The organism is Pseudomonas xanthosomatis (assembly GCF_019139835.1).
Taxonomy (GTDB): domain Bacteria; phylum Pseudomonadota; class Gammaproteobacteria; order Pseudomonadales; family Pseudomonadaceae; genus Aquipseudomonas; species Aquipseudomonas fakonensis.
Map to the genome: position 1 here is coordinate 3301886 of NZ_CP077075.1, position 25371 is coordinate 3327256.

Annotated in this window: 18 protein-coding genes and 1 pseudogene; 11 read left to right on the top strand and 8 right to left on the bottom strand. The window is 65.3% G+C overall.

Going from position 1 to position 25371, the window contains the following annotated elements:
• Positions 1-67 precede the first annotated feature (67 nt).
• The 4 genes from KSS93_RS14685 to KSS93_RS14700 all read right to left on the bottom strand — a co-directional run bounded on the left by KSS93_RS14685 (position 68) and on the right by KSS93_RS14700 (position 3435).
• Positions 68-784, bottom strand: a complete 717-nt coding sequence (locus KSS93_RS14685; RefSeq protein WP_225917184.1) for a sel1 repeat family protein — start codon at positions 782-784, stop codon at positions 68-70.
• Between the two features lie 106 nt (positions 785-890).
• Positions 891-1988: a hypothetical protein gene (locus KSS93_RS14690; protein ID WP_225917185.1), complete on the bottom strand. Its 1098-nt coding sequence runs from the start codon at positions 1986-1988 to the stop codon at positions 891-893.
• A gap of 38 nt (positions 1989-2026) precedes the next feature.
• Positions 2027-2656: a LysE family translocator gene (locus KSS93_RS14695; protein ID WP_217884726.1), complete on the bottom strand. Its 630-nt coding sequence runs from the start codon at positions 2654-2656 to the stop codon at positions 2027-2029.
• Positions 2657-2658: 2 nt separating this feature from the next.
• A complete protein-coding gene (locus tag KSS93_RS14700; protein ID WP_217884727.1) occupies positions 2659-3435 on the bottom strand; it encodes a YqcI/YcgG family protein in 777 nt (258 codons plus the stop codon).
• Positions 3436-3608: 173 nt separating this feature from the next.
• On the opposite strand from KSS93_RS14700, the gene KSS93_RS14705 reads away from it, so the two are divergent.
• Positions 3609-4529, top strand: coding sequence for a LysR substrate-binding domain-containing protein (locus KSS93_RS14705; RefSeq protein WP_217884728.1), 921 nt, complete (start codon positions 3609-3611; stop codon positions 4527-4529).
• Here KSS93_RS14705 and KSS93_RS14710 read toward each other — a convergent pair.
• The gene (locus KSS93_RS14710; protein WP_217884729.1) at positions 4510-5421 is read right to left on the bottom strand and encodes a LysR family transcriptional regulator; all 912 of its coding nucleotides are present in this window, start codon (positions 5419-5421) and stop codon (positions 4510-4512) included. The two genes, KSS93_RS14705 and KSS93_RS14710, sit on opposite strands and share 20 nt — an antisense overlap.
• A 117-nt stretch (positions 5422-5538) precedes the next feature.
• On the opposite strand from KSS93_RS14710, the gene KSS93_RS14715 reads away from it, so the two are divergent.
• The 7 genes from KSS93_RS14715 (at position 5539) to KSS93_RS14745 (ending at position 17202) form a co-directional block, all read left to right on the top strand.
• Positions 5539-6750 carry an MFS transporter gene (locus KSS93_RS14715; protein WP_217884730.1) on the top strand — a complete coding sequence of 404 codons (1212 nt, stop codon included), beginning with the start codon at positions 5539-5541 and terminating at the stop codon, positions 6748-6750.
• Between the two features lie 332 nt (positions 6751-7082).
• Entirely contained in the window at positions 7083-9443 is a 2361-nt protein-coding gene (locus KSS93_RS14720; RefSeq protein WP_217884731.1) for a DNA polymerase II, read from the top strand.
• Positions 9444-9519: 76 nt separating this feature from the next.
• Entirely contained in the window at positions 9520-13989 is a 4470-nt protein-coding gene (locus tag KSS93_RS14725) for an NEL-type E3 ubiquitin ligase domain-containing protein (protein WP_217884732.1), read from the top strand.
• 376 nt (positions 13990-14365) lie between these two features.
• Positions 14366-14920 (top strand): DUF4174 domain-containing protein, encoded by a 555-nt coding sequence (locus tag KSS93_RS14730; protein WP_217884733.1) that lies wholly within the window; start codon positions 14366-14368, stop codon positions 14918-14920.
• 168 nt (positions 14921-15088) lie between these two features.
• The gene (locus KSS93_RS14735) at positions 15089-15574 is read left to right on the top strand and encodes an HvfA family oxazolone/thioamide-modified RiPP metallophore (protein WP_217884734.1); all 486 of its coding nucleotides are present in this window, start codon (positions 15089-15091) and stop codon (positions 15572-15574) included.
• Between the two features lie 88 nt (positions 15575-15662).
• Positions 15663-16496, top strand: a complete 834-nt coding sequence (locus KSS93_RS14740) for an HvfB family MNIO-type RiPP peptide maturase (RefSeq protein WP_217884735.1) — start codon at positions 15663-15665, stop codon at positions 16494-16496.
• A complete protein-coding gene (locus KSS93_RS14745) occupies positions 16489-17202 on the top strand; it encodes an HvfC family RiPP maturation protein (RefSeq protein WP_217884736.1) in 714 nt (237 codons plus the stop codon). The genes KSS93_RS14740 and KSS93_RS14745 overlap by 8 nt, the downstream gene beginning before the upstream one ends.
• Positions 17203-17275: 73 nt before the next feature.
• Here KSS93_RS14745 and KSS93_RS14750 read toward each other — a convergent pair whose 3' ends face one another.
• A complete protein-coding gene (locus tag KSS93_RS14750; protein WP_217884737.1) occupies positions 17276-18232 on the bottom strand; it encodes a DMT family transporter in 957 nt (318 codons plus the stop codon).
• Positions 18233-18337: 105 nt separating this feature from the next.
• Between KSS93_RS14750 and KSS93_RS14755 the strand changes: the two genes are divergently transcribed.
• A complete protein-coding gene (locus KSS93_RS14755; protein ID WP_217884738.1) occupies positions 18338-19222 on the top strand; it encodes a LysR substrate-binding domain-containing protein in 885 nt (294 codons plus the stop codon).
• Positions 19223-19393: 171 nt separating this feature from the next.
• Positions 19394-20554, top strand: coding sequence for a GGDEF domain-containing protein (locus KSS93_RS14760; RefSeq protein ID WP_217884739.1), 1161 nt, complete (start codon positions 19394-19396; stop codon positions 20552-20554).
• Positions 20555-21517: 963 nt separating this feature from the next.
• On the opposite strand, the gene KSS93_RS14765 is transcribed toward KSS93_RS14760, so the two are convergent.
• Entirely contained in the window at positions 21518-23371 is a 1854-nt protein-coding gene (locus KSS93_RS14765; RefSeq protein WP_217884740.1) for an ABC transporter ATP-binding protein, read from the bottom strand.
• Between the two features lie 432 nt (positions 23372-23803).
• Here KSS93_RS14765 and KSS93_RS14770 point away from each other — a divergent pair.
• Positions 23804-24704 (top strand): annotated as a pseudogene (locus KSS93_RS14770) (DMT family transporter).
• 51 nt (positions 24705-24755) lie between these two features.
• On the opposite strand, the gene KSS93_RS14775 reads toward KSS93_RS14770, so the two are convergent.
• A complete protein-coding gene (locus tag KSS93_RS14775) occupies positions 24756-25235 on the bottom strand; it encodes a cysteine hydrolase family protein (protein WP_217884741.1) in 480 nt (159 codons plus the stop codon).
• Between the last annotated feature and the right edge of the window lie 136 nt (positions 25236-25371).

Consider the following 25371-nt stretch of genomic DNA (forward strand, 5'->3'; position numbering starts at 1 on the left):
CTACAACGATTCGACAGGGCAGGCCAGCATGCCAGACAGCCGTTGCCACTGGCTTGAACGATCTTGCTCAGCGGCTGCTGGTCAGGCGCTGAGCGGCGGCGGCGCAGCCATTGATGTCCACGGCCTTTTGCAGCAGTGCCTGGCGCCGCGACGGGTCGAGGTCGCCGAGCAGGCGGTACACCTCGGCCTGGTAATCGCGCTGGCGGCCCCACTGCATCTCCAACCCCTGCGGGCGGGCGCGGCTGCAGGCCAGGCGGGCGGCTGGTTGCGGGTAGTAGGGGGCATACAGCGTGGCCATGCTCGGCACCGACTCCAGCGCTTCGCGGTACGCAGGGCTTGCATTGTAGGGCTGGCACCAGTGGGCGATGGCCAGTGCCGGCGGGGCGAAGCCCTGCTTGAGGCTGGCCTCCAGCAGCGGGCAGGCGGCGTCGGCGATCTGCGCGGCGGGCAGATAGGTGGTGTAGTACAGCGCCAGGCGGTACTGCGCCACCGGGTGGCCCAGGGCCACGGATTTTTCCAGCAGCGCCACGGCGGTGGGCAGGGTGCGCGCCATGGCCTGGCCCTGGCGGGTCAGTTCGGGGTCTGTACTGGCTGTGCGCAACGGGCTGGGGTTGTCGTCCACTTCATCGGCCTGCTCCAGCAGCGGCAGGGCCTGGCGGTACAGCAGGTCGGCATGGGGGTCGATGCTCACCTCCAGGGCCTGCGCGGCGAATGCGTTCAGTAGCAGCGGCAAGGCCGCGATGCGCAGTAGACGCGAGCATGGGTAAGCTGCTTTGAAGGTCATGGCGATTGCGCGTGGGCCTCAGGCGGGTCAGGGCGACGACGGGGTATTCTAGCCAGCCATCGGCATTCGCCGAAACCCCGCTGTCGTGACTATCGGACGAAGCCCGTCAGGCCAGCCTTGCAGGCGTGCCCCTGGCCGCTGCGTACTTGTCCTGCGCCAGGCCCAGCTTGGCGGTGATCACCTTGGCCAGGGCGTTGTTGCCCAGGTCATTGAAGTGCAGGCGGTCGACGAACAGGTGCTCGGCGAATACCGGTGAGCTGCTGAGCATGCCGTTCATGTCGTAGCAGGGCACCGGGTCGGCCTGGCTTTTCAGACGACGGAAGAACGCCGGGTGCAGCTGGCGCTCGAACGTGGCGTCCAGCAACCGGTCGAAATTGCTCGGTTGTTGCTGCAAGCCCTGCAACATTTGCTGCTCACCGGCAGGAACCACGTCCCGGCACCATGGCAGCAGCGGCTGGAGGATGAAGGTGAGGCTGGTGTGGCTGTTGGCCAGCAAACGTTCCCACTGGCACAGGGTGCGGCCGATGCAGTCGGCGGCAGCGGCCAGGCGTTTGTCGGGCGCAGGGAGTGTGTCCAGGGTTGGCCAGGCTTGCGTCTGGCGCGGCGCCAGGGCGTCGGCCAGGCGCCGCCACAGCGAGTCCTGACGGGGTTCGGCGGCGGCCTGGACCCCTTCGTTGAAGCGGTTCAGAAAGGCCTGGTAGGCCTGGGCGCGGTGGGGGTCCTGGCTGCCGGCCAGCAGGTCGGCCAGGGTGTCCTGGGCGAGGGTATTGAGGCCGCTCAGTACCACCACGTGGCCTACCTGGCCGAGGCGGTGCTGGTGAGTCAGGAACATCAGCAGCTCTTGTGTGGCGCTAAGCCCGCAGCCCGCCAGGGTCAGCCAGACCTCGCCGGTCAGCGCCGACAGGCAGGAGGCCACCGTGTGTTCATCGGAGCTGGCACCGATGCCAAGGGCGCACGAGCCGCCTACCAGCAGATTGACCCGTGCCGAACTGCCACGCTCGGCCAGCGAATGGCGCTTGCCGGCGAGGTAGCTGTAGCGCATGCCTAATGCGTCGGTATTGATGGTGCCCGAGCGGTAACCGCGCTCATGCACATATAGCGTTTGTGGCGCGCGGCGGCTGCCCAGTTGCAGAAAGCGCTGGTAGTCCAGTTGCAGGGGGAAGGCGGTGCCCACGCTGTGCATCGAGGTGTCGCGGCTGCGCATGGGCGCTCCTTCGTTATCGTTGTTGTCGAAGCCGGTTTTCAGGCCGCCAGTTCACGCAGGTTGTAAGCCAGGCCCACGGCGGCGATCAGCGCCAGCGCGACCCCCGAGGCCAGGCTGATGATGCGGCTGCTGCGCTGCGAGGCGATGCGGCCGATGGCGAAGATGTAGAGGCTGAGCACGGCGAAGTCGATGGCGATCCACAGCAGTGACAGCACCACCATGCTCTTGCCGAACGACTCGGTGATCTGGATGAACTGCGGGAAAAACGAGATGAAGAAGATGATGTCCTTCGGGTTGGAGATGCCCACCATGAACCCTTGCAGCAAGCCGCCACGGCCGGGGGGCACGGCGGCCTGCTCGGCGGCGGGGGCAGCTGGCGCCTGCAGGGCCTCGCGCAGGGTACCCAGGGCGATGTAGCCGATGAACAGGCAGCCCACAAGGCTCATGCCGTTCAGCCAGGCCTTGTCGATGGCGGCGCTGGTCATGATGACCCAGGCTGCGGCGCCAATCAGCACCAGCGATGCCCAGTTGGTGCCGATGGCAGTGAACAGCGCCTTGCGCGAGCCGGACGCGGCGGCGGTATTGACGATCAGCGCTACCACCGGGCCTGGCGTGGCGATCAGCAGCAGGACGGTGAGGGCATAGGTGGCGGTAAGTGCGGTATTCACGTTCAGTTCTCGATCAGTGAGTCGGTTGTTGCAGGGGTGTGGAACGGGCAACGCGCCGGGTTCAGCGAGCCGGGCTCCTGCAGCTGGTACTGCTGCCATTCGTAGTTGTCGTGATGGCCGAAAAAACCCAGGGTGTCGGGCATTACGCCGTCGTTGTAATGGCCCACCCGCTCGCGAATACGGGCGCGAATGCGCTGGCCGCTGTCGGTTGCGGCGCTGGCCACTTCGTCGAAGCTCTCGCGCGGGTTGACTACCCAGGCGATGTGCTTGCCCAGGTTGCGGCTTTTCATCAACTGGTGGGCGGGGAAGTTCATGTTGATGAACAGCGGTATACCGGCGAAGCAGAACGCCCATTGCGCGTCGTGCGGGTCGCGTGGCATGCCGGCGGGCCAGGGTTGCGGGTCGCGGGCGTGTACCTGGCCCAGCACGTTCCATGCCAGCGCCTGCTGTTGCGCAAGGGTGGTGTCGGGGGCGGTTTCAAGAAACACCAGCAGCGGGTTGCCGACCCGCTGCTTGAGGGGGATCGGCGCGATGGTGCTGATGTAGTCGGCAAGGCCGCGGGCGATATCCGCTGCCAGGTTGCCGGCGCGGGCGAAGATGATGTGGCAGGTGCGAGCATTCACCGCCTTGCGCCCGAACAGGCAGGGGAAGTCGGGGTTGGCGAGGGTTTCCTTGAAGTGTTGCAAGGCCTTGTGTGTCCAGTGGTGCCTGTTTTGCACATGTTCATCGGCGAGCTCGAGCGCATCCAGGCGGTAGCAGTTTCCATAACCCGTAAACATGATTTCCCCAGGGGTATTCGCGTCTGTAATTAGAGAGGTTTTCCGGCTTGTCCATGCGGTTTTACACTCTGTAACTATTGTTTTTGCAGCATTTTCTGACGCGTTCCCTGCATTGTAAAATGCCTGGATCTATGACCTACTATTAGTCCTGCTCATGCTCTGGAATGTCCCTGATGTCGGAACGGATTCAAGCCCTGCATGCCCTGCGCGCCTTTGAAGTCGCCTCGCGTTACGGCTCTTTCACCCGCGCTGCCCAAGAGCTGGCGCTGACCCAGGGTGCGGTCAGTCACCACATCAAGACCCTCGAGGCGCTTTTCGGTTGCGACCTGTTCGAGCGGCGCGGCCCCAAGTTGCGGCTTACCGAGCACGGCAGCCTGCTGGCCCAGGAGCTGAAGGTCGGTTTCAAGATCATCGAAAACGCCTGCTCGCTGCTGCGCCAGGACCGCTATGGCCTGCGCCTGAAAGCCCCGTCCACGCTTACCGTGCGCTGGTTGCTACGGGCGCTGGACGGCTTCAAGAAGCTCGACAGCAACTGCCCGGTGCAACTGTCGAGCGTGTGGATGGACATCGACTCGGTGGACTTGTACTCCGAGCCCTACGACTGCGCCATCCTGCTGGGCAACGGGCACTTTGCGGCCGACGTGGAAAGCCTGAAGCTGTTCGATGAATGGCTGATCCCGGTGTGCCACCCCGACTATCTGGCCGAGCCTGCGCCTGAGTTGGCAGTGCTGCGCGATTGCGAGTTCCTCCACCCATCGCCTGACCGTCGCGACTGGCGGCGCTGGTTGGCGCGGGTCGATGGCCTGGATATCAACATTGACCGGGGCCAGGTGTTCGACACCCTCGACCAGGGTATTTCAGCGGCCCAGCAAGGGCTGGGCATCTCGGTGGTCGACCTGGTGCTGGCCAGCGCCGACCTGGCCGCAGGCAACCTGGTCACGCCGTTCCCCCAGGCCGTGTCGACCGGCGACGGCTATTACATGATCTGGCTCAAGTCCAGCCCCAAGGCCCGGCAGATGGAGCGCCTGCGCGACTATCTGGTGGCCCAGGTCCCGGCACTGACCCGGCGCGACATCAGCTACCTGTACGGCTGAACGAGGGGCTGGGGAACACCCGCTCGAGCATGAAGTCGATGAACACCCGCAGCTTGGGCGGCATGTGCCGGCCCGACGGCCAGAGCAGGTAGAAGCTGCCGCGTCGCTCGATGAAGTCGTCGAGCACGCTCACCAGCTTGCCGCTGGCCAGTTCCTTGCGCACGTTGAAGTCTGGCAGGCAGGTGATGCCGCGGTGGTTGAGGGCAAAGCACACGCGGGTCTCGACGTGGTTGCAAACCATCGAGATGGGGATGTCGTAGTCCTGCTCGGGGTGTTCGCGGCGTAGCGGCCAGGTTTCCAGCTTGCCGCTGCTGGGGAAGCGATAATGCAGGCAACTGTGCCCGGCCAGCTCGCGCGGGTGCAGCGGTGTGCCGCGCTCGTGCAGGTACTCGGGGGAGGCCACCAGGCAGTGTTGGAAGTGGCCGAGAAACTTCGCATTGAGCCGCGAATCCACCGGGTGCCCGCCGCGCAGCACCACATCAAAACCCTCGCCGACGATATCGACCATGCGGTCGCTGAAGTCCAGGTCCAGCTCCACGTCCGGGTAGCGCGCCATGAACTCGGCCAGGGCCGGCATCACCAGCCCGGTCACCTGCGGCAGGCTCACCCGCAGGCGCCCGCGTGGGGTGCTGCTGGCCTCCAGCAGCGCCTGCTCGGTGGCCTCGATCTCGGCCAGGATGCGCCGGCTGCGCTCAAGGAACAGTTCGCCCTCGGCGGTGAGGGTGATGCTGCGCGTGCTGCGGTGGAACAGCCGCACGCCCAGCCGGCCTTCCAGGCGCGAGACCCGCTTGCCCACCGCCGAAGCGCTCAGACCCAACGATTGCCCGGCGGCGACGAAACTGTGGGTTTCGGCAACCCGGTTGAAAACCACAAAACCGCTGAGGCTGTCCATGTTGCCCTCCGATTACGGACATTAATGTCCGAGGTGATCGGAATTCTACCCGTCTTTTTCCGCAATGCCTGCCCGTAGCAGGATGCCGGCCTGGATCAACATTCTAAGGAAAACCCCATGCCTGCCTCGATCACTGCCGCCCAGGCACCTACCCAGAGCACACGGCTGCCGCTAAGTGGCCTGCTGGCCCTGGCGCTGACCGGTTTCATCGCCATCCTCAGCGAAACCCTGCCTGCCGGTTTGCTCGACCAGATTGCCGGTGGCATGCACATCAGTCAGGCCATGGCCGGGCAGTGGGTCACCGCTTATGCCCTTGGCGCGCTGTTGACCGCCATCCCGCTGGTCACCTTCACCCAGGGCTGGCGCCGGCGCCGGGCCTTGCTGCTGGCGATCGGCAGCTTCGTGCTGTTCAACGGCCTGACCGTGCTGTCCAGCGACAATCACCTGACCCTGCTGCTGCGCTTTTGCACCGGCGCGGCCAGCGGGCTGGCCTGGGGCCTGATTGCCGGGCATGCGCGGCGCATGGTGGCCCCGGCGCAGCAGGGCAAGGCCATGGCAGTGGCCATGCTCGGCCAGCCCATCGCGTTGTCGTTGGGTTTGCCTATCGCCACATGGCTGGGTGCCTGGCTGGGGTGGCGGGCGACCTTCGCAGTGGTGACCCTGGCCGCCTTGCTGCTGGCCTTCTGGGTGCTGCGCGCGGTGCCGGACTTTCCCGGCCAGCGGCAAGGCCGGCGCCCGGCTGCGCTGGCGGTGCTGCGTACCCCAGGGGTGGCGCGGGTGCTGCTGGTGATCCTGGCCTGGATCCTGGGCCACAACATCCTCTACACCTACATCGTGCCGCTGCTCGCGGCAGCAGGCATGGCCGCCGACACCGGCCTGGTGCTGATGACCTTTGGTCTTGCGTCGCTGGCCGGCATCGCCCTGGTGGGGCTGTGGGTCGACCGCCACCTGCGCGCTCTGGTGCTGCTGTGCCTGGCCGGCTTTGCCCTGGCCACCTTGGCGCTGGGCCAGGTACAGGGTTCGGCCTGGCTGATGCACGCCAGTGTGGCGCTGTGGGGGCTGACCTATGGTGGCGCGCCGACCCTGCTGCAAACCGCCTGCGCCGATGCGGCGGGCGAGGGTGGCGATGTGGCGCAGTCGATGCTGGTGACCGTGTGGAACAGCGCCATCGCGCTGGGCGGGGTTGTTGGCGGGCTGCTGTTGAGCGGCATGGGTGTCGGGGCTTTCGGGCCTGTGGCGCTGGGGCTGATTGCATTGGCGTGGCTGCTGACCTGCGGCGGGCGCAAGGCCGGGTTCACGGCGGGCGCGCGGTCAGGGCGCATTACATGAGCCTCAGCCCTGCGCTGTACCTGTAGGAGATCACCCAGCCCTTCGGGCTGCGCTGTCGCGCAGAGAACTGGGCACGAACCCGCCGCGGCCGCTGTGGGAGCGGGCTTGCCCGCGAACACCGGCGAAGCCGGTGCCAGACACCGTGTCGCCTGCTTCGCGGTGGTTCGGCACCCCGACAAGCCCGCTCCCACGCTGTGTTCCCCGTGCGACAGCGCAGCCCATAGGGCTGGGTGATCTCCTGCAGGGAAAGCAGCAGGTGCGTGCACCGCAGGCTTGCCCCGCGTTTGCGGTACACTGGCCGCAATCGCTTGATCCCCCCGAGGTCCTTCGCAGTGCAGCTCCAACAGGGCTTCGTCCTGACCCGCCATTGGCACGACACCCCCGAGGGTACCTGCGTGGAGTTCTGGCTGGCCACCGACCAAGGCCCGCGCCGCCTGCGCCTTGCGCCGCAACCTTCGGTGGCGTTTATCCCTGCGGCACAGGCCGAGCACGCCCGGCTGCTGCTCGCCGGCGAGCAGGGCGTCGAGCTCAGGCCTTTGCAACTGCGCGACTTCGAGCAACGCCCGGTCATGGGCCTGTACTGCAACCAGCACCGCCAGATGATCGCCCTCGACAAGCGTTTGCGCGCCGCTGGCGTAGAGGTGTACGAGGCCGATATCCGCCCACCGGAACGCTACCTGATGGAGCGTTTCATCACCGCGCCGGTGCTGTTCGATGGCCAGCCCGATGCCCAGGGCGTGCTGTGCGGCGCCCAGCTCAAGCCCGACCCGGACTACCGCCCGCCACTGCGCCTGGTGTCGCTGGATATCGAGACCAGCGAGCGCGGCGAGCTGTACAGCATCGCCCTGCAAGGCTGCGGCCAGCGCACCGTGTACATGCTCGGTACCGATGACGGCCCGGTTGCGGACGTGGATTTTGAGCTGCACTTCTGCCAGAGCCGCACCGAGCTGCTGCAGTGCCTCAACCAGTGGCTGGCCCGGCACGACCCGGACGCGATCATCGGCTGGAACCTGGTGCAGTTCGACCTGCGCCTGCTGCACGAACACGCCAAACAGCTGAACGTACCGCTGGCCGTGGGCCGTGATGGCGCGCCGCTGCACCTGCGCGAACACGGCAGCCGTAGCCACTTCTTCGCCGAGGCACCAGGGCGCCTGCTGATCGACGGCATCGAGGCGCTGCGCTCGGCCACCTGGAGCTTCCCCTCGTTCAGCCTGCAGAGCGTCGCCCAGCAGTTGCTGGGGGAGGGCAAGGCGATTGATACCCCGTACCAGCGCATGGACGAAATCAACCGCATGTTCGCCGAGGACAAGCCGGCCCTGGCCCGCTACAACCTCAAGGACTGCGAGCTGGTGACGCGGATCTTCGCCCACACCCGCCTGCTGGAATTTTTGCTCGAGCGCGCCAGCGTCACCGGCCTGCCGGTGGACCGCAGCGGCGGCTCGGTGGCGGCGTTCTGCCATTTGTACATCCCGCCCATGCATCGCCTGGGTTTCGTGGCCCCCAACCTGGGCAGCCGCCCGGACGAGGCCAGCCCTGGCGGGTTTGTCATGGATTCGCGCCCAGGCCTTTACGATTCGGTGCTGGTGCTCGACTACAAGAGCCTGTACCCGTCGATCATCCGCACCTTCCTGATCGACCCGGTGGGCCTGGTTGAAGGCCTGCGCCAGCCCGACGATACGCACTCGGTGGAAGGCTTTCGCGGCGGGCGTTTTTCGCGCAGCCAGCACTGCCTGCCGGCCATCGTCGAGCGCGTGTGGCAGGGCCGTGAGGCGGCCAAGCGCAGCGGCAACGCGCCATTGTCCCAGGCGCTGAAGATCATCATGAACGCCTTCTACGGGGTGCTTGGCTCCAGTGGCTGCCGCTTCTTCGACCCGCGCCTGGCGTCATCCATCACCATGCGCGGCCACCAGATCATGCGCCAGACCCGAGAGCTGATCGAAGCCCGTGGCTTTGATGTGATCTATGGCGACACCGACTCCACCTTCGTCTGGCTCAAGGGCGCCCACGACGAGGCGGCAGCAGCGCGCATCGGCCGTGAACTGGTGGCCGAGGTCAACCAGTGGTGGGCGCGCCACCTGCAACAAACCCAGGGCCTTGCCAGTGCCCTTGAACTGCAGTTCGAAACTCACTACCGGCGCTTTCTGATGCCGACCATTCGCGGTACCGACGAAGGCAGCAAGAAACGCTACGCAGGCCTTGTGCAGCGCGCCGATGGCAGTGAAGAGATGGTCTACAAGGGCCTGGAGTCGGTGCGTACCGACTGGTCGCCGTTGGCGCGGCAGTTCCAGCAGGAACTCTACGGGCGGGTGTTCCGTGGCCAACCCTACCGCGAATATGTACGCCAGACCGTACAGGCCCTGCTGGCCGGCGAGCACGACGCACTGTTGGTGTACCGCAAGCGCTTGCGCCGGCCGCTGGCCGACTACCAGCGCAATGTACCGCCGCACGTACGAGCTGCACGCCTGGCCGACGACTACAACGCCCGGCTAGGGCGCCCCAGGCAATACCAGAACGGCGGCTGGATCAGCTACGTGATCAGCACCTGCGGCCCGGAGCCTTTGGAAAACCGCCAGGCGCCGATCGACCACCAGCACTACCTCAGTCGTCAGCTGCAACCGGTGGCCGACGCGATACTACCGTTCGTGGGTGATGACTTCGCGGCTTTGATCGATCAGCAGATACCACTGTTCTAACGATACATAAGCACCGCAAGCGACCCGCCGCCCACCACTAGCCTGCCGGTTTTCATTGAAACCGGGAGAACCTGTGATGGCCGTTGAGCGCAGCGAAGCAGAGCTTTATCAGGACCAGTTGATTGCAGACCGGCTGCCGCCCTGGGCCGCCAAGGCATCGGTCACCCAGATGCAGCAGCTTCACCAGGCCATGCTGGCCAGCCTGCAGGCGCGCGAGCGTTGCGCCGAGCTGCTGGCCGGCCTGCAAGGCGTGGAGGCCTTTGCCCGGCCATTGCTGCAGCAGGCCATGCAGGCTCAGTTGGGGTTGGATGAGGCGCAGGTGGGCTTTCGCCAAGGCCACAAGGAGCCGGCGATTACTTCTCAGCCGATTGGCTGGCCCGTCACCCAGGCCGCGTACTCAGTGATCCCGCCATTCGAGGCGGCGCTTCGCAACTTCACGGCCGATCAGGCCCAGGGCCAGCAACTGGCCGGCAATCAGCTGGTGCATCTGCACGGCCAGCCGGGCCAATTGCCCAGCGCTGCGCAATTTGCAGCCTTCTGCCGAACCCTCGACTTGGGTGGCCAGTACCAACGTCACCTTGAGCAGGTTCTGCAACCGCAGCAGGCACGCAACCTGCTGGCGGACCTTCAGCGCAGCGCGCTGAGGGTTGACGCGCACATAGCCTGGGTTGCAGGAGCGCTGGACGCCGACGAGCAGCGCTTGATAACCGAGCTGTGCGATCAGCGAAGCCCGCTCAAGTTGCGTGGCGACCCGGTACGCGCAAGGCGTTTGAAACTGCTGGGTTGTACCCTGGAGCAGATCGTCGTGCTGGATGTGCGCGACGAGAGCTGGAGCCCGCTGTATACCGCGTCGCGCAGGGTCATCGTGCACATTCCCGGCGACCCGGTAACGCCGCTGCGCAGCTACGAAACCCTGCGCCAGTTCGCCAACGACCTGGGCAAGCGCCTGCGCACTGCCAGCTACCAGGGCTTTTTCAGCCGCTTTGTGCGCCGGCGTGACAGTCAGGCGTTCTTTGCCCAGGTGATCGATGGCTATGCCGGGGTATCAGAGCTTGCCAACATCGACCTGGAGGAACACATGGTCGATTGGGGCTTGCCGCTGTTCGACACCTTGGCGACGGCGCGCATTGCCCAGATCAAGGACGACGCCGCGCAAATCGCCACCCCGGTGGCTATGCTCGACCGTGAAGTGCAGCAGGCGCATGACCAGCGCCTGGCCACCGAAGGCTGGACGCTGCTCAACCTGGCCGGCCTGTTCGTGCCCGGGCTAGGCCTGGCGTTGCTGGGGGTGGCGGCCTGGCAGGTGCTGGGTGAGGTCTATCACGGTTTTGAAGCATGGAGTGAGGGTGACCGCAGCGCGGCCCTGGACCACTTGTTCCATGTGGCAACCGATGTGGCGGTGCTGGCTGCTACCTCTGCCGGCGTGGCGGTGGTGCGTACGGCGTGGAGCCGCGCCGCGTTGGTGGATGAGCTGGTGCCGGCGCGCCTTGCCAGTGGCGATGTACGCCTGGCCCGAGGCGAGCTGTCAGCGTTCGGTGACAGCCAGATCCCTGCCCAGGCGCGGCATGACCAAGGCGGTGTAAGGGTGCTGGGCGAGCAAGCCTGGGTGCAGATGGATGAGCGCGCCTATGCCGTCAGGCAGCGCCCGGTGGACGGGCGTTGGCAACTGCAGGCCCGCAACGGGCGTGCCCCGCTGCTGGTGGGCAATGGTGCGGGCGCCTGGCGCCTGTGGTCGGAGGAGCCTGGGCGATGGAGCCGGTTGCAGCTGTTCCGGCGCCTGGGGTTGACCCGGTACCCGCTGGCGGATGAAGACATCGAGCAGGTATTGCTGGCCACCGATACTCGCGAGGAGCACCTGCGAGCGATGCACCTGCGCGGCGAAGCGCCGGATGCACTGATGCGCGACTGCACCCGCCGTGCCGCGCTGGACGGCCGTATCCGGCGCATGGTCGCGCGCTTGCGCAGCGGCCAACAGGCCGAAGACAGCACCGTACGCACCCATGCCGAGCATTTGCCGGGCGGGCATGGCTTGAACGATCAGCAACTGGCGGAGCTGGCGTGGCAGCAGCGCCGGGCGTTGTTCGAGCGCCTCTATCACGCCAGCCAGGACAGCCAGACACCACTGGTGGCGGCACTGCTGCGCGCTTTCCCGGGGTTACCCACCGGTATCGCCCAGGAGCTGCTCGAGCAGGTAAGCGCGGTACAGCGCCAGCGGCTGGCCGACACTGGGCGGGTGCCCTTGGCCCTGGCCGAGGCCGCGGCGCAGGCATTGCGAAGGGTTCGGCTGGCAAGGGTGTACGAGGGTTTGTATTTCGATACCCCGCAAACCCTGGACCACGCCCGGGCTGCACTGGGTTTGCTGGCGCATTTGCCCGGTATGCCGAGCGACCTTGGAGTGCGGCTGTATGACGGCCTGCAGGCAAAGGCTCCGTTGGCGCAGAGTGCGCCGAGCGCTGCGCGGCAGTTCGAACTGGTATTCGGGGCAGGTGGTTTCCGGTTGTTCGATGGTCGGCGGCAGGCGCTCACGGACCAGCCTGGAGAGTTGTTCGAAAACCTCGCAGCGGCATTCTCCGATGAAGATCGCAACGCTGTGGGTGTGGGCGAGCCGTTTGCGCACACCCTGCGGGTATTGCTGGGGCGGCTGGCTGCCAGCAACCGGAGCCGGCTTGAAGGCGTGCTCGGCATGGGCCCCCCGAAGGGCTGGTTCAGGCCACCCCAGCGCCTGGCGGACGGGCGCCTGGGTTATCCATTGAGCGGTCGCGGCGCCGGTCGCGGTCGGCCGCCGGCGCTTTACGCCATGGTTCGCGCGTTGTACCCGTTGTATGCAGACCTGGAGATCGAACATTGGGCGCGCCGTGCCCGAGAAGCGGGCCAGAACGTGGAAGTGGAGTTAGTGCGCCTGGCCGGTGAACTGTCGGTCTTGCACAGCACCCTGCGCGATTGGGCCGGTGTTGCCACCAGCGACATCGAACGCAATGACCGGCAGCATTTCGGGGAAGCGCTGGTACGCAGCTGGCAGCGCATGGGGCCGCGGATCATTGATAGTCGTGTGGACGTGGTGGGCTACCGGCTGAGCTTGCTGGGCATCAGCCTGGAGTCGCTGCCGGACCTGCCCGAGGTGATCAGCTTCGCCCATGTACATGAGCTGTCATTCCGCGGCATGGGCCTGCGCCAGGTATCGCGGGGCTTCTTGCGGGCGTTCCCCGGCGTGCGTGAACTGGAGCTCAGCAGCAACCGGCTGGTCAGCCTGCCCGAGGGGCTCGAGCGGCTGGCCGAGTTGACCGAGCTGCAACTGTATGACAACCAGATCGTCCTCGACTCGGCCCAGGTGAGCATGCTGGAAGGCTGCGTGAGACTGCGGTGCCTGAACCTCTCGTTCAACCCGCTGGGGCGCACGTTCTCGGTACTGCGCATGAGCCGGCTACGCCACCTCAACCTGCGGGCATCTCGGTTGCCGAGTATACCGCCGGCCTTGCTGGGCCGGCTGGAGCTTGCCATCGCCGATCTGCGCGAAAACCACATCACCACCTTGCCCGAGCGCTTTTTCCAGACCCCGCTGTGGATCACCAGCTCGATCCTGCTGGAGCAGAACCCGTTAAATACCGAGACCTCGCTGCGGTTCGAGCAATATATGCGCACCCACTGGGGTGGCAACCTCGGCGCAGGGGCCGCGCCAGAATCGGCACGCCAGGGTTGGTTGCGGGCAATGGGGGATGCCGCACGGGCCGAGCAAGGCGGTGATTGGGATGCGCTGGAGGCAGAGGAAGGTTCTGGCGATTTCATGGGCCTGCTTGGCAGGTTGCAGGACACCAGCGATTTTCGCCGGCGGCCGGCGGCGCTGGCTGAAAGGGTGTTCTGCATGCTCGATGCCATGCGCGCCCACACCTCGCTGCGCGAGGCGCTTTTCGAGCAGGCCCGCCAGGTACTCACCTGCCAGGACAGCGCGGCCTTGAGTTTCAGCAACCTGGAGCTGCGCATGCTGGTGTGGCAGGCACAGGCCGATGCGGGTACGGGCGGCGAGCAAGCGGCACTGTTGCACCTGGGCCGGCAGTTGTGGCGACTGGACCGGGTACAGGCGATCGCCCTCGAGGATATTGCGGCGCGCCAAGCCGAGGGGCGTGATGCCGACCAGATCGAAGTGGTGCTGGCCTACCGCATCGGCCTGCGTGAGTCACTGGACTTGCCGGCGCAACCTGGCGACATGACCTTCGCCGAGGTGGCCAATGTGGGCGCAGAGCAGCTTGAGCAGGCCAGGGCCCAGGTACTGGCTGCGCAAACGCCTGAGCGGCTGGCTGAGTCGCTGGTCGACCGGGAGTTCTGGCAGACCTGGCTGGAGCGCAGCCAGGCCGAACCGCTGGCCGCCCTCGACGAGCCGTATCAGCAACGCCTGGAGGCGTTGCTGGAGCAGGCACAGGACGGGCCGGGCGGGGAGGGGGAGGCGATGGAGCGAATGAACAGTGTGCGTGATGAGCGCGAGGCGGCGCGGCGTGCTTTGATGCTGCAGATGACTTTGCGGGTGTTGGGGGAGGGGGTGGATAAGGGGTAGCGCTTTCAAAATGTTCGCGTCAGGGCTGCAAGGTGTTCGCCACAACCTTTGCAGCGCCTGTATGCCCTGACGCGCTCTCCTTCAAAGCCTCCCTGGGAGAGAAATCACCCGCGCCCAGGAACCGCCCGGCATTACGATGATCTCACCACCCAACCGCGCAAATCCTTACCTAATGTGACAATGGCCAAGGGTGGCAATGTGCCGCTGGCCATTGCCAGCAAAGGCTTGGGCTATGCTCAAACCAGCCGCGCCTGGCCTTGGTCTGGACACCGCAAGTTACCTTTGCGCGCAGTATCGGCCTGGCCCGGTGGTTTAGGCTCGCGTGCCGGACTTTTCGCACAAGTCCGTAGTCTTGAGAATCGACAAGGAGATGCCCATGCTCGTCAGGTCACTGACCCTCGCCACCCTGTTTGCCTTCGCCGGCCCCTTGCTTGCCGCCGACAGCGATGCGCCCCTGGCCAAGGAGCTGGGCAAGGCACGGCCACTGGTGGTGATTGCGCCCAGCAGTGCCGACCCGACCCTGCGCGGCCTGGAAGATGCCTTGAAGGACCCGGCCACCCAGGCCGGTTTCAAGCAGCGCGGGCTGGTGCTGTACAGCGTGGCGCAGATGATGGGCAAGCGCGAAGACAAGAACCTCGAGCAGCAGACCACCATGGCCCTGATCCGCGAACTCAAGCTGGGCGCCAGCAAGGGTACCAAGGTGATCCTGGTGGGCAAGGATGGCGAACGCCACGTGCTCAAGGATGACGACAGCGGCAGCAAGCTCGACCCCCAGGCTATCTTCAAGGCGGTGGATGAACTACCTGCCAGCGAGCAGGCGGTCACTGCGCCTGAGCCAGTGGCTGCGGCGCCTGCCGAACCCAAGGCCAAGGACAGCAAGCCGGCCAAGCCCGCCAAACCTGCGGCACCGCCCAAGCCACTGGACGACTGAACCCGTCTGTTGCGGCCTTTTGCCTCGGGCATGGGCCGCTTCGTGTATCCCACTGTATCTGCCCGTCGCAACGACCAGCTTGCATACAAAACCCCGCCCGCCGCGATACACCCGCGACACACCGCCTTGGCTCAATAGCCCCACTTTCAACCCAAGTGGAGCGACACCATGAAAACTTCCAACAAGACTCTCGGCCTGCTCGGCGCCACCCTGTTCGGCGGCATGCTGCTGGGCAACAGTGCTTTCGCGGTCGAACCCCTGAGCCAGGGCTACCAGTTGGCGGCCGCCAAGACCACCGGCGAGGGCAAGTGCGGCGAGGGCAAGTGTGGTGCCAGTGGCAAGGCCACCCAGGCCGAAGGCAAGTGTGGCGAGGGTAAGTGTGGTGCCAGTGGCAAGGCGGGCGGCGAAGGCAAGTGTGGTGAGGGCAAGTGTGGCGATGCCTCGTTCTCGCGGACCGACACCAACCACGACGGCAAGGTCTCGCGGGAGGAGTTCCTTGCCGTGGCCAAGGACCGCGCTGGCGACTTCGACAAGATCGACAGCAACCACGACGGCTTCATTTCCGAGCAGGAGGCCCATGACCACCTGGCGGCGGTCTACAAGGCCAATGGCAAGCCAATGCCTGCCGGGCTGTTCAGCCACCTGAGCAACTGAGCCCGGTCGCCGGGCCCGCTCGCAACCACTTCACCGTGGAAGCGGGCTTGCCCGGCGATGCGGCCTGTGCCCTGACGGAGCATTCTCCATGACCCCACCCCCCCTTAATACAGGGCTCGGCCTGCGCCGTGGCCTGCTGCCCGAACTGCTGGCCCTGGAGCCGGGCACCCTGGACTTTCTCGAGTGCGCCCCGGAAAACTGGATTGGCGTCGGTGGTGCCTACGGCCAGGCGCTTGGGCAACTGGCCGAGCGTTTCGCCATCAGTTGCCATGGCCTGTCGCTGTCCCTCGGCGGCACCGCGCCACTGGACCAGACCCTGCTGGCCCGCACCCGGCGGTTTGTCGAGCGCTACCAGGTGCGCCTGTACAGCGAGCACCTGAGCTACTGCAGCGACGATGGCCACCTTTACGACCTGATGCCGATCCCCTTTACAGATGAAGCCGTACAGCATGTGGCAGCGCGCATTCGCCAGGCACAGGACCTGCTTGGCCGGCGCATCGCGGTGGAGAACATCAGCTACTACGCCGCGCCTTACCAGGCCATGAGCGAGTTGGCGTTCATTCGCGCGGTGCTCGACGAGGCCGATTGCGACCTGCTGCTGGACGTCAACAATGTGTTCGTCAACGCCTGCAACCATGGCTACGACGCCGAAGCCTTCCTGCAGGCGCTACCCCGGGAACGGGTGGCTGGCATGCATGTGGCCGGGCACTACGATGAAGCGCCAGACCTGAAAGTCGATACCCATGGCGCCCCGGTCAAGGACGCCGTATGGGCGCTGTATGCCCAGGCATGCCGGCGTTTCGGCGTGCAGCCCACGGTGCTCGAACGTGATTTCAACTACCCGCCGCTGGCCGAACTGCTGGCAGAGACCGCGCATATCCGCGCCCTGCAAGCACGCCATGGAGTGCCTTGCCATGCCTGAGGCCCTGCGCGAACAACAGTTCACCTTTGCCCGGCATTTGCGCGACCCGCTCGCCAACCCACCCCCCCCCGGCATCGAGGCGCGGCGCTTGAAGGTGTACCGCGAGCTGTTCTACGGCGCCATCGAAGGCCTGCTGGCCGGCAGTTTCCCGGTGCTGCGACGCACCCTGGGGGAGCCACGCTGGCACGCGCGAGTACAGGATTTTTACGCCAGCTATCGCAGCCAGACCCCGCTGTTCACCGAGTTGGCCGAGGCGTTCATCGACTACCTGCAAGGCATCGAACTCGATGCGCCGTGGCAGCTGGAACTGGCGCATTACGAATGGATAGAAGCGCAACTGTACCTGAGCGATGCCCAGGACCCGGCCCACGACCCGGCGGGCGACCTGCTGGACGGCGAGCCGTTGCTATCGTGCGTGGCCAGGGTGCTGGCCTACCGTTGGCCGGTGGAGCGTATCGGGCCGGACTATCAGCCTGAAGAGCCGGCCGAGGCTCCGACCTTGCTGATGGTCTACCGCGATGCCGACCTGCAGGTGCGCTTTGCGCGAATCGCGCCGCTGGCCTGGCAGTTGCTGGTGGGCCTGCCCGGTACCGGGCGCGAGCGTTTGCGGGCGCTGGGCAAAGATGAGGTGCAGCGCCAGGGGCTGGCGCTGCTTGAGGATTTGCGCAGGCAGGGGATTATCGTCGGTACCCGGCCATGTCAATGATCGGTGGGGGCAGTTGTCTTGTGCTGGCTGTATCGGCCTCATCGCCGGTGCGCCCACGCTGACAGGCCCACGCTCACGCCGCTGTCCGCTCACCTTCGAGCTGCACCTCGGCTTTTTTAGCCGGCTTCAGGCGCGACACGGCAACCAGCACCAGCACCAGCCCGACCACCTGATACAGCGAAATCTCCTCGCTGAGAATCGCCCAGGATGCCAGCACCGTCAGTACCGGCCCCAGGTTACCCACCGCCGCGGTATGGGTCGGCCCCATGCGCTGGATCGCCAGCGCCACCCAGTAAATCGGCAGCACCGTCGAGAACAGGGCCATCAGCCCGGCGTTCCACCACACGGCGCCAGGCAGTTGCAGCAGGGGCGCGATATCCGCCACCAGCAGGTAATGGGCCAGCACCATCAGTGAAGACGCCGTGCCGCACAGCCCGGCCAGGCGCATCGAGCCCATGCGCTTGAGCATCATGCCGGTGCCCGAGTAGTACAACGCGTAGGTCACCGCACTGGCGAACACCCACAGCGAGCCCGCCAGCACCTGGCTGCCCACGCTTGCCACGCTGATGTCATGCACAAAAGCGATGCCCAGCCCCACGTAGCACACGCCCATGGCCGCCAGCGTACGCAGGGTGGGGCGCTCGCGCTGCACCACGGCCTGGATGATCAGCACCAGGGTCGGGTAGGTGAACAGGATCAGCCGTTCGAGCCCGGCACTGATGTACTGCAAACCATAAAAGTCGAACAGGCTGGCCAGGTAGTAGCCGAACAAACCCAGCACCGCCACCCGCAGGCCATCGCCCAGGGTCAGTGGCGCGCCACCCTGGCTGCGGCTGGCCCATACCAGCCACAGGAACAGCGGCAGCGACAGCGCCATGCGCAGTGCCAGCAGGCTGATGGCGTCCACCGGGCCTGCGGCATAGGCGAGCTTGACGAAGATGGCCTTGAAGCTGAAACCCAGTGCCGCCAGCACGGCATACAAGCTGCCATTGGCGAGGGCGCGGTGTAACGGGGCGGGCAGGGCGGTCATGGTCGATCCGTAACAAGATGAGTCGTGGCTTATTCTGCGCAGAACGCCAAGCCGCTAGAATCGCTTTTTATCGAATATGGCGTTCTGATTTGGAGAAACCCTGTAATGCATTTCGACCTGCCCGACCTGCGCCTGCTGGCCGCCATCGCCGCCACCGGCAGCCTGAGCAAGGCCGCTGCCACCTTTCCGGTGGCGGTATCGGCGGCCAGCACCCGGCTGCGCCTGTTCGAGCAGCGCTGTGGCCTGACCCTGTTCACCCGCAGGGCCGATGGCATGCAACTGACCCCGGCCGGGCGGCTGGTACTGGAGTCGGCGCGCGGGGTGCTGAGCGAGTCGCAAAAACTGCAGGACACGCTCAAGGAACTGGCCGGCCAGCGCCGCATTACCCTGCACCTGGCGGCCTCCACGGTGACCAACAGCACCCTGCTGCCAGCGGTGCTCGGGCCATTTTTAGCGGATTACCCCGAAGTCGACCTGCAACTGGTGGAGCACAAGAGCGTCGATGTGCTGCGGGTGGTGCTGGCCGGCGACTGTGAGATCGGCGTGTACGACGGCAACCTGATCGACAACGGCCTGGTGTCGTTGCCGTTTCGCACCGAGCGCCTGGTGTTGCTGGTGCCGGCCGACCATGCCCTGGCCGGGCGCGGGCAAATGCGCCTGGCCGATGCCTTGGGCCATGCCTTCGTGTGCCTGCCCTACGAGCGGGCCATGCAGCGTTTTGTCGAGGAGCTGGCGATGAACCTGGCCATGCCGCTGAAGGTACGGGTGCGCGCACCCAGTTTCGAGGCCATCGCGCAGCTGGTGGGGCAGCGCGCCGGCATCGCCATGCTGCCGGAGACCGCGGCGCTGCGTGCCGAGCAGGAGCTTGCGGTACGCCGGGTCGCGTTGGATGAGCGCTGGGCAACCCTGGAGCTGCGCATCTGTTTTCGCGGTTGGGAGGCACTGAGTTCCCACGGCCGGCAACTGGTGGGCTTTCTGTCCGGGCAGTGAGGCGGGCCGGTGGATTTGCCGGCATTCCCCGGTAGACTGTCGCCTCCGGCTATTCGTATGGGGTGATGCGTATTTAAAATGCCATCATATGGATATCATTGTGCCCGGCGCAAATCCCCCTCCAGCGCTTACAATCACAGTTAGCACCAAAAGATACAGGCAGCTTTTTCCATGGCGTTCGACGCGTCCACCCTCCTTACCCTCACCATCGCGCTGGCGGCCGCTTCTGCTTTGTACCTGGCCGTCGAATGGCGCAGCGTGCGCGAGTCTTCGCTGCTGTGCTGGAGCCTCGGTTTCGCCATTATCAGCATCGGCTCTTCCCTGGCGCTGCTACGCAGCAGCGGCTACCTGTTCATTGGTATCTGGTTCGCCAACGGCGGCTTGATCACCGCCCACTGGCTGTTCCTGCTGGGGGTGGCGCGCTTTACCGAAACGCGTTTGTCACGGGCCTGGTTGCTGGCGGTTCCGGTATGGCTCGGCATGCTGCTGTTGCCGGGCTGGCCGTTGTGGTCGAAAACCCTTCTGGTGGTGCAATCATTGTTGATCGCGCTGTTCACCTTGCAGGCCAGCTGGCTGTTGCGGCCCCACGGCAAGTCGCTGGGTGTCGGGGCTGCTCAGTTGCGTGTCATCTTGCTGCTGCATGGGCTGTTTTACCTGTGCAAGACCGTGCCGGCGCTGGTTTCTGGCACGCTGATCGACCTGGCCGCGTTTCGTGGCCTGATCATCCAGGTGTCGCTGGTGGAGGGGGCCATGGCGATCATGTTGATCGCCCTGTCGATGACCGGCACGGTGCGCAACCGCCGCGAGGAGCGTATCGAACGCCTGGCGGCCCGTGACCCGCTGACGGCGTTGTATAACCGCCGGGCCCTGGAAGTGCGGGCGCCGCACGTGTTTGCCACGGTGGCAACGGGTAACCCTGGGGCTTTGCTGCTGATCGATATCGACCATTTCAAGCTGGTCAACGACTACCACGGCCATGCTGCGGGCGACCGGCTGCTGGTTGCCCTGAGCGAGATGATCCGTGCGCTGCTGCCGGAGCGGGCGATTGCTGCGCGCCTGGGGGGCGATGAGTTCGTGATTCTTTTGGGTGGTGCTTCGCGGGGGCAGATAGAGGCGTTGGCTGCGGCCTTGCGTCAGCAGTTTCAGCATGCGGCGGCGCAAACCTGCGCTACGCCTCAGGCGGTGACCTTGAGCATTGGCGCCAACCTGTTTGACCGGCCGCCGGCTAGCCTGGCGGCGCTGTTGGAGCAGGGGGATGTGTTGCTTTATGCGTCCAAGCGTAGTGGGCGTAATAGCCTGCAGTTGGTGGATGGGTCGCGTAGTACGGCTTGAGGTGTTTGGTTTTTTGGCTTGGGTGATGGTTGGTATTTGTGAACTAAGATTGGTTGTTGGTTGTTTGTTGGTTTTGAAAGTTGTATGCGCATTCATTATTTGTAGTGACGCTTATTCACCTTTCCGCCCTTACGGCGGCTTACTTTTGTCTTGTCAAAAGTAAGCAAAACCGCTCGCTCCCATCATCCGGCCCCTGCGCTTCGCTCCGGGGTTCCCTCACTCCGGGCTTGCTCCGGGGGTACGCGCCGACGGGCCGTCCCTGGCCCGATCGGCGCTCGACCGGCATCCATGCCGGTCGCCCCCCTACGCAATCCCTGCGTTCGGCCTCCTGAAGTCGCGAAGTTAGTGGCGGCGCCTGGGCTGGCGCAGCTAACCGCTAGTTGCCACCGTGGGACCTCAGGATTGAATCGCGGGGCAAGCCCGCTCCCACGTGGTTCAGCGAGCGCAGTTCTAACGTGGGAGCGGGCTTGCCCCGCGATTGCGTCAGAACAAACAACACATCAATAACAATCAAACCAACATCCCGGCTGTTGATCTTGCTGTTGATCTTGCTGTTGATCTTGCTGTTGATCTTGCTGTTGATCTTGCTTCTAAGCGCGCGATAGCCCAGGCAACACAAATCGCGACTTCAGGAGGCCGAGCGTAGGGATTGCGTAGGAGGGCGACCGGCATGGATGCCGGTCGAGCGCCGATCGGGCCAGGGACGGCCCGTCGGCGCGTACCTCCGGAGCAAGCCCGGAGCGAGGGAACCCCCGAAGCGCAGCGTAGGGGGCCGGATGATAGGAGCAGGGATTTTTTGGTGACTTTTTGATCCTTCAAAAAGTTACCCGCCGTAAGGGCGGAAAGGTGACGAAAAGCCGCTATCGTCAACGAATGCGGATACATCTCCCAAAGCAATCACCCTAAAGCCCCAAACCCAAACCCAAACCCAAACCCAAACCCAAACCCAAACCCAAACCCCAGCTATTCCACCCCCTCAACCACCCCCCGGTCCTCCCCCAGAAACCCACCACTCTGGTGCTGCCACAACCGCGCATAGGCCCCATTGCGCGCCAACAACTGCGCATGGGTACCTTGCTCGATGATCCGCCCCTCATCCATGACGATCAGCCGGTCCATGGCCGCAATGGTCGACAACCGGTGGGCAATGGCGATCACCGTCTTGCCCTGCATCATTTCATCCAGGCTCTCCTGGATCGCCACCTCCACCTCCGAGTCCAGCGCACTGGTAGCCTCGTCCAGCAGCAGAATCGGTGCGTTCTTGAGCATCACCCGGGCAATGGCGATGCGCTGGCGCTGGCCACCCGACAGCTTGATACCACGCTCACCCACCAAGGTGTCGTAGCCGCTGTGGCCCTGCTTGTCGCTGAGCTGGCTGATGAAACCATCAGCCTGGGCGTTGGCGGCGGCGCGGCGGATCTGCTCCTCGCTGGCGTCCGGGCGGCCATAGGCGATGTTGTCGCGGATCGAACGGTGCAGCAGCGAGGTGTCCTGGGTGACCATGCCGATCACGCTGCGCAGGCTGTCCTGGGTGACCTCGGCGATGTTCTGCCCGTCGATGCGGATGCTGCCGCTGTCCACGTCATAAAAACGCAGCAGCAGGTTGATCAAGGTCGACTTGCCCGCGCCGGAGCGGCCCACCAGGCCAACCTTCTCACCGGCGCGAATCTCCAGGCTCAGGCCATCGAGCACCTGACGCTCGCCGTTGTAGTTGAACCGCACCTGGTCAAAACTCACCGCGCCGCCGCGGGTTTGCAGCACGCCGGCGTTCGGCGCGTCCTGCACCTTGGGGCCACGGGTCAGGGTCTGCATGCCGTCCTGCACGGTGCCGATGCTTTCGAACAGCGACGTCATCTGCCACATGATCCAGTGCGACATGCCGTTGATACGCAGGGCCATGGCGGTGATCGCCGCCACCGCACCGGTACCGACCTCGCCCAGGTGCCAGAGCCACAGGGCATAGCCCCCGGCACCCATGATCAGCCCCACCACCAGCGCCTGGTTGACGATTTCGAACTGGCTGACCAGGCGCATCTGGCGAAACCCGGTGAGCTTGAAGTCTTCCATGGCCGCGCGGGCGAAATGCGCCTCGCGCCTGGAGTGCGAGAACAGCTTTACCGTGGTGATGTTGGTGTAGGCGTCCGATACCCGCCCGGTCATCGACGAACGCGCGTGTGCCTGTTCCTGGCCCACCTGGCCAAGGCGTGGCACGAAGTACCACATGGCCAGGCCGAACAGCACGATCCAGGCCACGAACGGCAGCATCAGCTTGAGCGCAAAACCGCCCGCCAGGGCGATGATGGCGATGAAGTACACGCCGATGCCGGGGATGATTTCAATCAGGGTGAAGAGCACTTCGCGCACCGCCAGGGCGGTCTGCATCACCTTGGTGGTGACCCGCCCGGAAAACTCGTCCGAGAAGAACGACAGGCTCTGGCGCAGCATCAACCGGTGGAAGTCCCAGCGCAGGCGCAGCGGCAGGTTGATCGCCAGCACCTGGTGTTGAACCATGGTACGCAACGCCACCAGGCCGACACTGGCCAGCAGCACGATACCGATGCTCCACAGTGCGCGAAGCTCCTGGGCACTGGCATCGCCGCCGGCCTGCCAGGTGGACAGCAGGTCGACCACCTGGCCCAGTATGGCGAACAGCCAGGCTTCGTAGATCGAGACTCCTGCGCTGAGCAGGGCGAATGCCAGGATGTAGCCGCGGGCGCCGCGGGTGCAGGCCCACATGAAACGCAGCAGGCCCATGGGCGGCGGTGGCGCCTCATCGGGCGGGAAGGGGTCGAGCCGGCGTTCGAAGGCACGCAGCATGGGGTCTCCGGAAAATCAGTGAACACTTGCCGGCGCCTGGGTTGGCCAGGGGTACGGCGTTGCTACGAACCATACAGCACTGCTGCACTTTTTGCGGGCGTGCCGGTGGATTGCATCGGCACGCCTGGCCCCAAGCCGTGAAAACTCTGATGTCGCACCCCGTCACTCAGGACGTCGTAATCAGACAACCACACGTCTCAGCCAATCTGCTCGGCCCACCGCCAAATCCGAATAATTGATTCATCGGTCAACCCTGCGCCAAGGGCGGCCCGACGCGGTACAACGAGTAAGCAGCCTCGCCTCACAATTCCAACGCTGCGGCGCCCCGTGCCCCGGACTACCGGCACGATATAACTACAGCCCTAAAACCCAATAGCACGCGCCTGGCCGGCCACGGCATGGTTGCGCGCGCTTTTGTGAGACTTGACTGCCATGATCGCTACCTCCGTTTCAGCCGCCGATACGTCGAGCGGCCATCGCAATGCATTACTCGTTGCCCACATCGCCGCGGTGCTGTTCGGCCTCACCGGCATCCTTGGCCACCTGATCCAGGCCGACGCCAGCCTGATCACCTTCGGCCGCGCCACCTTCGCCTTCATCGCCCTGGGCTTCGTCGCCGGGCTCAAGGGCACCCGCCTGCTCGATGCGCTCAAGTGGCGCAACCTGCCCGTGCTGCTGGTGACCGGCGGCCTGCTGGCCGCGCACTGGCTGGCCTTCTTCGTGGCGGTCAAGGTCGGTGGCGTGGCGGTGGCCACCCTCGGTTTTGCCAGCTTCCCGGCGTTCATCGCGCTGATCGACATGACCGTGTTCCGCGAGCGTATCGGTGCGGTCGAGGCCGGCTTGCTGGGCATGGTCACTGCCGGCCTGGTACTGGTGGTGCCATCCTTCGACCTGCTCGACAGCGGCACCGTCGGCCTGCTCTGGGGTCTGGCCTCGGGCCTGTCGTTCGCCTTGCTGGCTGTTGCCAACCGCCGCCGCCCGGCGGGCATGAACGCCATGCAGGTGTCGTTCTGGCAGAACGTGGTGGTGGCCATCGTGGTTGCGCCGCTTGCCTTCAGTCACCTGGGCAGCAGCAGCCTGAGCACCTCGGACTGGGTCAACCTGACGTTGCTCGGGGTGTTCTGCACCGGCCTTTCGCAGTTCCTCTTCGTCAAGAGCCTGGACGGCCTGCAAGCGCGTACTGCAGGCATGATCATCGCCCTGGAGCCGGTCTACGCCATCGCCTGCGCCTGGTGGCTGTTCGGCGAGCAGCCTTCGCTGCATGGCCGCAGGTGCGGCGCTGATCGTGCTGGCAACCATCTTCTGCGCCTGGCGCAAGGCGCCGACGCACTGACTGCGTCTGGTACCCCTCTGTAGGAGCCGGCTTGCCGGCGATGGGGCCGGCTCAGCCCTTGAGCCCGGCCACCACTTCGGCCGCAGTGGTCACCTGGCCGAAGTGGTGCTGCCACAGCTCGATGCCCAGCTTGCCCGAACGGTCCAGCGACGAGCCCATGGTCAGGTCGGTGACCAGCGTCGGGCATAGCCCGGCATCGAACAGCGCAAAGCCTGCGGCCAGCACGCAGGTTTCTGTCTGCAGCCCGCACACCAGCACGCGTTCCACGTTCAGGCTCTTGAGGTAGGCGAGGGTTTCGGCGGTCTGGCCATAGCCGTGCTTGACGAACACCTTGTCGGCCTCGACCAGCGCCACGTCTTCACCGGCCGGGTGCCAGCCGAGCTGGCGCTGGAACGGCGTGACCTGCTCGTCGTGCAGCTCGATGGAAGCCACGGTGGGGATATGCGCCGACAGGGCGCGGATGCCATCCACCAGTTTTTCCGAAGGGCTGAAGGTGGATTGCACGTCGACGATGAGCAGGGCTTGGCGCATGGCGGGGAGGCGGGTCCGGAGGGGCAGGGGCGCCGAGTATACCGGACTCGCCCAACGGCGCCGCCGATCCTTTTAGCCGGCTTGCCGGCGATAGGGCCGGCAAACGCGACATCATCTCAAGCCTTGTAGCGCCAGC

Excerpts from the sequence above, each read along its gene's own strand:
- KSS93_RS14765 (WP_217884740.1), bottom strand. The coding sequence starts at position 23,371 with ATGCTGCGTGCCTTCGAACGCCGGCTCGACCCCTTCCCGCCCGATGAG.
- KSS93_RS14760 (WP_217884739.1), top strand. The coding sequence starts at position 19,394 with ATGGCGTTCGACGCGTCCACCCTCCTTACCCTCACCATCGCGCTGGCG.
- KSS93_RS14735 (WP_217884734.1), top strand. The coding sequence starts at position 15,089 with ATGAAAACTTCCAACAAGACTCTCGGCCTGCTCGGCGCCACCCTGTTC.
- KSS93_RS14700 (WP_217884727.1), bottom strand. The coding sequence starts at position 3,435 with ATGTTTACGGGTTATGGAAACTGCTACCGCCTGGATGCGCTCGAGCTC.
- KSS93_RS14730 (WP_217884733.1), top strand. The coding sequence starts at position 14,366 with ATGCTCGTCAGGTCACTGACCCTCGCCACCCTGTTTGCCTTCGCCGGC.
- KSS93_RS14710 (WP_217884729.1), bottom strand. The coding sequence starts at position 5,421 with ATGGACAGCCTCAGCGGTTTTGTGGTTTTCAACCGGGTTGCCGAAACC.
- KSS93_RS14775 (WP_217884741.1), bottom strand. The coding sequence starts at position 25,235 with ATGCGCCAAGCCCTGCTCATCGTCGACGTGCAATCCACCTTCAGCCCT.
- KSS93_RS14750 (WP_217884737.1), bottom strand. The coding sequence starts at position 18,232 with ATGACCGCCCTGCCCGCCCCGTTACACCGCGCCCTCGCCAATGGCAGC.
- KSS93_RS14745 (WP_217884736.1), top strand. The coding sequence starts at position 16,489 with ATGCCTGAGGCCCTGCGCGAACAACAGTTCACCTTTGCCCGGCATTTG.
- KSS93_RS14715 (WP_217884730.1), top strand. The coding sequence starts at position 5,539 with ATGCCTGCCTCGATCACTGCCGCCCAGGCACCTACCCAGAGCACACGG.
- KSS93_RS14705 (WP_217884728.1), top strand. The coding sequence starts at position 3,609 with ATGTCGGAACGGATTCAAGCCCTGCATGCCCTGCGCGCCTTTGAAGTC.
- KSS93_RS14690 (WP_225917185.1), bottom strand. The coding sequence starts at position 1,988 with ATGCGCAGCCGCGACACCTCGATGCACAGCGTGGGCACCGCCTTCCCC.
- KSS93_RS14740 (WP_217884735.1), top strand. The coding sequence starts at position 15,663 with ATGACCCCACCCCCCCTTAATACAGGGCTCGGCCTGCGCCGTGGCCTG.
- KSS93_RS14685 (WP_225917184.1), bottom strand. The coding sequence starts at position 784 with ATGACCTTCAAAGCAGCTTACCCATGCTCGCGTCTACTGCGCATCGCG.
- KSS93_RS14725 (WP_217884732.1), top strand. The coding sequence starts at position 9,520 with ATGGCCGTTGAGCGCAGCGAAGCAGAGCTTTATCAGGACCAGTTGATT.
- KSS93_RS14755 (WP_217884738.1), top strand. The coding sequence starts at position 18,338 with ATGCATTTCGACCTGCCCGACCTGCGCCTGCTGGCCGCCATCGCCGCC.